The sequence below is a fragment of the Actinomadura sp. HBU206391 genome, from assembly GCF_014323665.1.
GTDB lineage: Bacteria > Actinomycetota > Actinomycetes > Streptosporangiales > Streptosporangiaceae > Actinomadura_C.
The window spans coordinates 1-6,201 of sequence record NZ_JABVEB010000297.1; the positions used below are offsets into that span (position 1 = coordinate 1).

Annotated in this window: 6 protein-coding genes; 1 reads left to right on the forward strand and 5 read right to left on the reverse strand. The window is 69.3% G+C overall.

Going from position 1 to position 6,201, the window contains the following annotated elements; all coding sequences use genetic code 11:
• From HKK72_RS34610 to HKK72_RS34620, 3 genes are all read right to left on the reverse strand, one after another.
• Positions 1 to 1,982 (reverse strand): tetratricopeptide repeat protein (locus tag HKK72_RS34610; protein ID WP_187238625.1); only part of this gene is annotated, 1,982 nt, incomplete at its 3' end.
• 75 nt (positions 1,983 to 2,057) lie between these two features.
• Positions 2,058 to 2,453, reverse strand: coding sequence for a DUF6578 domain-containing protein (locus HKK72_RS34615; protein ID WP_315987595.1), 396 nt, complete (start codon positions 2,451 to 2,453; stop codon positions 2,058 to 2,060).
• An 81-nt stretch (positions 2,454 to 2,534) separates the two neighbouring features.
• Entirely contained in the window at positions 2,535 to 2,696 is a 162-nt protein-coding gene (locus HKK72_RS34620; RefSeq protein ID WP_222721520.1) for a hypothetical protein, read from the reverse strand.
• Between the two features lie 287 nt (positions 2,697 to 2,983).
• Here HKK72_RS34620 and HKK72_RS34625 point away from each other — a divergent pair, with 287 nt between their 5' ends.
• Positions 2,984 to 3,679, forward strand: a complete 696-nt coding sequence (locus tag HKK72_RS34625) for a hypothetical protein (RefSeq protein ID WP_222721521.1) — start codon at positions 2,984 to 2,986, stop codon at positions 3,677 to 3,679.
• Between the two features lie 129 nt (positions 3,680 to 3,808).
• Here the strand turns inward: HKK72_RS34625 and HKK72_RS34630 are convergent, their stop codons facing one another.
• Positions 3,809 to 4,960 (reverse strand): HNH endonuclease signature motif containing protein, encoded by a 1,152-nt coding sequence (locus HKK72_RS34630; RefSeq protein WP_187238628.1) that lies wholly within the window; start codon positions 4,958 to 4,960, stop codon positions 3,809 to 3,811.
• A gap of 308 nt (positions 4,961 to 5,268) precedes the next feature.
• Positions 5,269 to 6,042, reverse strand: coding sequence for an endonuclease/exonuclease/phosphatase family protein (locus tag HKK72_RS34635; protein WP_187238629.1), 774 nt, complete (start codon positions 6,040 to 6,042; stop codon positions 5,269 to 5,271).
• Positions 6,043 to 6,201 lie beyond the last annotated feature (159 nt).

Below are 6,201 nucleotides of genomic sequence, written 5' to 3' on the forward strand. Positions count from 1 at the left end.
TCCTTGCCGATCCACCGGGCCAGGTCCGACCAGGCATCCAGCGTCCGGGGGTGCTCGGCGCCGAGCACCCGGCGGTCGACGTCGAGGATGCGCCGGCACATTCGGACGGCTTCGTCGTGCCGGCCCTGCATGCCGAGTGACCAGGCGAGGTCGATGCCGGTGGCCAAGGTGTCGGGGTCCTCTGCTCCGAGCACGCGGTGCTGGTCCGCGGTGAGCTCCCGATACATCTGCTCTGCCTCGTGGTAGCGGCCTTGCGCCATGACGACGTCCGCCAGTTGGTCACGCGTGTCGAGGGTGTCGGGGTGGGCTTCACCGAGCAGCCGTCGCCTGTCACCGAGCAGGCTGCGGAGGATCTCCTCGGCCTCATCTGGCCGTTCTCGGCTGAACGCGACGGTCGCCAGCCGGTGGCGCGCGGCGAGCACCTCGGGGTGCTCGTCTCCGAGGCGTGTGGCGGCGACCGACAGGCTGGCGCGGGCCAGTTCTTCGCCCCCGGCGCTCTCCTTGTTGCCATCGAGCCAGAGAGACCCGAAAGCCCTGCCGCTGACGCCGAGCAGGGCGATCAGCGCGTCGTCCTCCAGATGCGGTGCGAGCCAGAGCAACATGGAGCGAATGTGCGGAAGCAGGTTCTGCCAGGAGGGCCAGTCCGATGGGCGCTCGCTGTCGAGACCGTCCGCGGCGGCCCGAACGAGGGTGACCGCGGCGTCTCCTATGGCGGGAAGCCTGGTTCTGTATGTGGTGAGCAGCCGCGTACGACCGGTGTCGGCGACCACCGGATGCACCGTGATCCGTCGATCGGGCGTGATGTCGATGAGCGCCACCGTGGCCAGCGCACGCAGGCCCTCCAGCCGGTCGCGGTGCTCCTCCGCCGACAGCACCGATCCGGGGATCGGTGTTCCGGGCGCGAAACACGACAGCGTGCACAGCAGGTGTCGCGCCTGCTCCACCCCCTGCCCGGCGAGAGCGTCCAGCGACAACTCCCAGGTCCGCAGCACGGCACTGCGGGGCTCGATGCGGGGACCGGTGCGCGCGGAGTCGAGGTCGGCGACCGCGTCCGGCGCCAGGGCACCGTCGAGCGCGTGCCGGTAGTCGGCGAAGCTGTGCCACCGGGCGAAAGGAGTCGCCAGGTAGGCGCCCGCCAGGTGCAGCGCCAAGGGCAGGCCGCCGAGCCGCCTGGCCAGCGCCAACGCCTCCTCGCCGCCCGGATCGCCATCGCTCACCTCAGAGGCCGACCGGCGGAGCACCGCCGCGGCGCTGGCGTCGTCAAGCGTCTTGACGATCCGCAGCCGCACCCACGCTCCCCAGGCGCTCGTGTCGGTGTGTCGCGTCGTCACCAGGACCATGAGCCGGCCACCGGGCCGGATCCACCCGGTGCCGTCCGCGGGCATCGAGGCTCCGCCGGCCGCCAGCACACCGGGATCGTCGGCGTTGTCGAGGATCAGGAGCCCCTGCCGCGCGGACAGCACCTCCCACACTCGGTCGGGCGCGGTGGCGGCTCCCTCCCGTACCTCCCGGGCGACCGCCTCAGACGCCCCGACCTGACGAAGGATCTCCAGGACCCCGCCACGCAGGGAGTCCGCGTCAGACGCGTTCACCCACCACACCTGCCGGCCTCGCCTACGAGCCTCGACGGCGACCGAGAGCGCGATGGTCGACTTGCCGACGCCGCCCATCCCGGCCAGCACCCACACGCCTCCCGTCCGCTTCGGTTTCCGTGCGCGGCGCCCCGGCCCGCGTCCCAGCCCACGCCCGAACCCACGCCCCAGCGCGCGACCCAGTTCAGCCAGTAGATCGCCTCGGCCCAGCACCTCCGCGGGGAGGCGGCCCACCGGTACCGCGACGGGAAGCGTTCCGCCGGCCGACTCGTCGGGTGCCTCAGCGCGCCGTGCGTCGCGGCGATCGAGAATCGCGACCCGTAGCTGCCACACGCCCACACCGAGCCCGACCACCCCCGCGAAGGACGCGAGTACGCCCAGCAGCTCCATGCCCCTGACGATAAAGCCGCCCGAGCCGTCAGGGCAGGGCGTCTTGTGGAGGCTCAGGTGAAAGCGCGGACACCTTCACTCGGGCGGGCACCTCAGCCGAACGACGAGTCGTACCAGGCAACCCACGAACTCCAGGTCGCCGCACGGCGGAGTCCAGCCGTCGGCGGAGGCCATGGCGGTGAGCGTTGCCGAGCCCTCCACCGGATAGCGCGTCCGCGAATCGTCACCCGGCCGTGGGGCGTACCGGCAGTGCACCGCGGTGATGTGGCCGACCTTCGCGCGCGTGACCGGCACCTCGTCCGACCGGCCGCTGTGATGCTCTTCCGCGGCGTCCACCGTCACCGCGGCGTCGCCGAGGACCATCGTCAGCCAGTCCGAGTCCACGTCACGCAAGGTCCACGACACCTCGGAACCGACCGTGAACGTTTCGCCGCAGCACTGCATCTGCCAGGCGTCGACCCACACGGTCATGTCCACGCAACGAGTCTCGCCGACCCATCGCAGCTCCTCAACGCCGTATCGGCTCATATGCGGGCCGCTCATTCCGCAGCATCAGGTACGACCGGGTTCGGCGTCACCGATCGTGGCGGCGTCGGTCCGCGCCTGCTCTTCGAGACGGAGCGTGGCGTCCTTCCAGGCGATCGGCAACTGTTCGACCGGGACCTCCCAGAAGGTGAAGGTCGACTTCCGCATGGTCGCCCGCAGGCCGGTCATGATGCTCCGGTGCGGTTCTCGCCTCGCCTTAGAGAGTGTGACTATCTATCAGAAACAGGATCGTACTAGATATTGTCACTATCTAACAGTCGAATGATCTCCTGGTCTTCACGCCTGCCGCGATTGCGGCGGCCCCGTGGCCGCCGGCCCGCATCGGGGCGGCACGATTCGGCCCCGTCGCTACAGCCGGCGGAAGATTGCCGCAGTCGGGTGCGGGACGCTCTGGGCGCTGCGGGTAGACACCTCCTACCGTCAGGGCACGTTTCTCCAGACCCTCAGAGGTGGCGATGCTGATCCACCGGTACGCGGGCTCGGCGCTCGGCGGCAGCGACTGCGAGGAGTGGCAGCCCGGCTTGCTGCACCAGCCGGTGAACTCGCTGTCCAGCCTGGCCTACGTCGCCGCCGGCCTATGGATCGCGACCCGTTGGGGAACCGATCGGGCCGACCGGGTGACGGCCGTCGTGTTCGGAGCAGCGGTCCTCAGCATCGGGGTCGGCAGCCTGCTCTACCACGGGCCGCAGTGGCCCGGATCGGCGGTCGTCCACGACGCCACCATTCCATCAGCGGTGCTGTTCATCACGGTGAACGATCTCGCGCTGCTGCGCGGATGGGGGCTCCACCGGCAGATGACCACCTACGCGATGGCGGTCGCGGCCGCCTGCCTGCTGGCGGTCGTCCTGCCCGCGTCCAGTGGCACGGTGGTGGCGCTGTCCGCGGTGTCCGCCGTGGCGGCGGAGGCCATGCTGGTCCGCCGGCGCCGCGACCACTCCGCACGAGCCGCGCTTCTGCTCGCGGGGACCCTGCTGGCCGCCGCCCTGGCCGGGCTGGCCGGGCGCACCGGGTCGCCGTTGTGCCGTCCGCACAGCCTGCTGCAAGGTCACGCGCTGTGGCACGTGCTCACCGCTGCGGCCTTGCTGCAATGGCATCGGCTGCGTGCAGAGGGCAAGGCCGGACGTTCTCGCCCGCTCAGGCCCACCCGGTAGCGAGATCCAGCCGATCCCGCAATCCGTTCCCCCACTCGACCTGGTGGCCCATGGATGTGGTCTCATGGCGCTGGTTCGCCCATATGGCATTGCGCCGAGCCGTGGCCGCCTGACGGGCGGCATGTCCCGTCAGGGGTCTTCGGGCCGGCAGTCGCCCTTCTGTGGTTCCGCTCGGTCGGAAGGGCTGTGACCAGGGCGGTTGCGAGCGTCCCAGGTCGGCAGGCAGTGGATGAGGTAGCGCCCGGTGGCGTCATGGGTGGTGTGGACGCGGTGCGGGTTCTCCTCGATCCAGCGGTTGTGGAATGCGCACGCGGGTGCGAGCTTGTCGTTATCAGTGGGTGAGCCGAGTTTCCAACCACCGGTGTGGTGGATTTCGCACAGATTGGACGGGATGTCACACCCGCTGACCGCGCAGGTGGCGTAAAGCGCCTGGAGGACTCTGCGTTGGTGCGGGGTGGCGAAGCGGGTGGTGCGCCCCAGGTAGAGCGGGTGTCCACCGGGCCCGAGAACCAGCGCTGAGACTCCGCCGTTGAGGGCGATCTGGCGGACCCGGTGCGCGGGGACGGGGGTGCCGTCGGGCATCCGGCCGGGCGCGTCGTCACCTTCCAGAGTCTCGATCGTGGTGATGATGGTGACGGGGCTGCGGCGGTGGCCTTGTGACAGGACGCTCATGAGGGCGTTGGCAAGGCGTTGCCCGTGGTCGCGGTCGTCGCCCACGCCAGTGGGCTTGGCCAACGGCTCCAGGACCTGTGCGAACACGGCGGTGTCTTCGGGGGTGAGGAACATCTTCACCCACGAGGAGCCGTCCAGTGACTTGGCCTTCTCTATCCAGGATCTGGTGAAGGGCCGCCGTGCCTCGGATGGCGGGCTGTCGGTGCCGTCACGCTCGGAGATGACCTCGTGGATGCGTTGCGCGGCCCGGGCGACCTGCCCGGCCGAACAGTCCTGTTCCTTGAGGCCGAGGAGGAGGCTTTCCGCGGCTGCGGTGTCGGCGTCGTTCGTCCGGCAGACGGCGTCGGCGATCGTCGCGGCGTAACCGTAGGAGAGCTCGCTCGATGCCATCAGCTTGTCCACCAGTGGCAGCCGTTCCAACTGCCGGGCGAGCACGAGCCGTTCCTTCGCCCGCCCCGGGCGCATGCCCAGATGCTTCTTCAGCCAGGCGGTGGTGGAGGTGAAGCCCTGTCGGCGCGCTTCGCCGCTGCGGTCCACCGCCCGTACGAGATGCGCCAGCGCGGCCTCACTGAGGTCGATGGTCCTGCCCAGACCCTCCGCGAGTTCCATGCATGAAACGGGAGACTCCGCGGGCGGCCGCCCGGCCAGCTCCAACGCGACCATCGATCCGGCTCTCACCAGCTCATCCGGTGAGGCGGCATCCAGATCGATCGTCACTGTCCGCACAAGCAAAGACTACCTAAAGTAATCACCCAAGTCGAACAAAGATTCGATACTCAGGGGTGATAATCGGCTTTCCTTGCGGCGTTGAGATCGAACCGCGGCCGATGTTCGCCGCGATGGAAGGCCCGGCGGTCAACCGTTCACTCCTGCCGCGGCCGGCGCGAATCGGAGGTGGGGCGATGGGTCAGGGCAGGTCAGGCGGAGATCTCCGCGGAGATTCCATAGTGGTCGGACAGGAAGGCGGCCTGGCCGTCGGCGAGGCGGACCTCCTCCTGGAAGACCAGCCGTGCGCCGACCGTCAGCGGTTCGGAGGTCGGCGCGCGCACGAGCACCTGGTCGAGGGCCTTGGTGTCGCTGTACTGCGGTGTGGGCCGGTACGTCGGCTCGGTGTCGCCCGCCATGACATCACGTAGGCCGGTGGCGGACACGAACTCGTCGAAGAGCCAGGAGTCCCGGGGGACGTTGAAGTCGCCCATGACCAGGAGCGGATCCTGTGGGCCGACGGCGGTCACGGCGGAGGCGAGTTCCTTCAGCTCGGCCGTCTGGACCTGCGTGAAGGTGCTGGTGGGGGACCAGTCGTCGGACATGTTGGCGGACAGATGCGTGTTCATGACCGTCAACGACCGGCCCTCGATCTGGACGCGGGCGATGAGCGCGCCCTTCCGCATGAGCCACTCGCCTCGGACGGGTCCGTGGCGGCGGAAGGGCGCGAAGCGTCGTTCGGCGATCGGCCACCGGGAGAGGATCACCAGGCCGCCCCTGACCAGGGGGAGTCGGGCACCGTGGGCGACATGGTCGTACGACTTCGTGACCTTGCGGAGCAGCGCCAGATTCAGCGGTGACATGACCTCCTGCAGGCACACCACGTCGTAGTCCGAACGCTCGAGGAGTTCGCCGAGCACACGGAGCCGGGCCCGGGTCTGCCCGCGGAACAGGGTGTTGAACGTGAGCGCCCGGATCGTGTCCATCCGACTGCCTCCTCGTGGAATCGGCCATCGGCCAGCGCCCAACTTAGCTTGATCTTTAAACTGCCTGTTCGATGCGGGTGGTGAGGGTTTTCTCGCGTTTGATCGTTTTGCCGGCGTCATGGTGGGGTGTGGGCCGTTGGTTCTTGGATCCGGGCGGTG

Bases quoted from the DNA above. Each gene is read 5' to 3' on its own strand.
- HKK72_RS34615 (WP_315987595.1), bottom strand. From the start codon at position 2,453: ATGACCGTGTGGGTCGACGCCTGGCAGATGCAGTGCTGCGGCGAAACG.
- HKK72_RS34620 (WP_222721520.1), bottom strand. From the start codon at position 2,696: ATGACCGGCCTGCGGGCGACCATGCGGAAGTCGACCTTCACCTTCTGG.
- HKK72_RS34625 (WP_222721521.1), top strand. From the start codon at position 2,984: ATGCTGATCCACCGGTACGCGGGCTCGGCGCTCGGCGGCAGCGACTGC.
- HKK72_RS34630 (WP_187238628.1), bottom strand. From the start codon at position 4,960: ATGGAACTCGCGGAGGGTCTGGGCAGGACCATCGACCTCAGTGAGGCC.
- HKK72_RS34635 (WP_187238629.1), bottom strand. From the start codon at position 6,042: ATGGACACGATCCGGGCGCTCACGTTCAACACCCTGTTCCGCGGGCAG.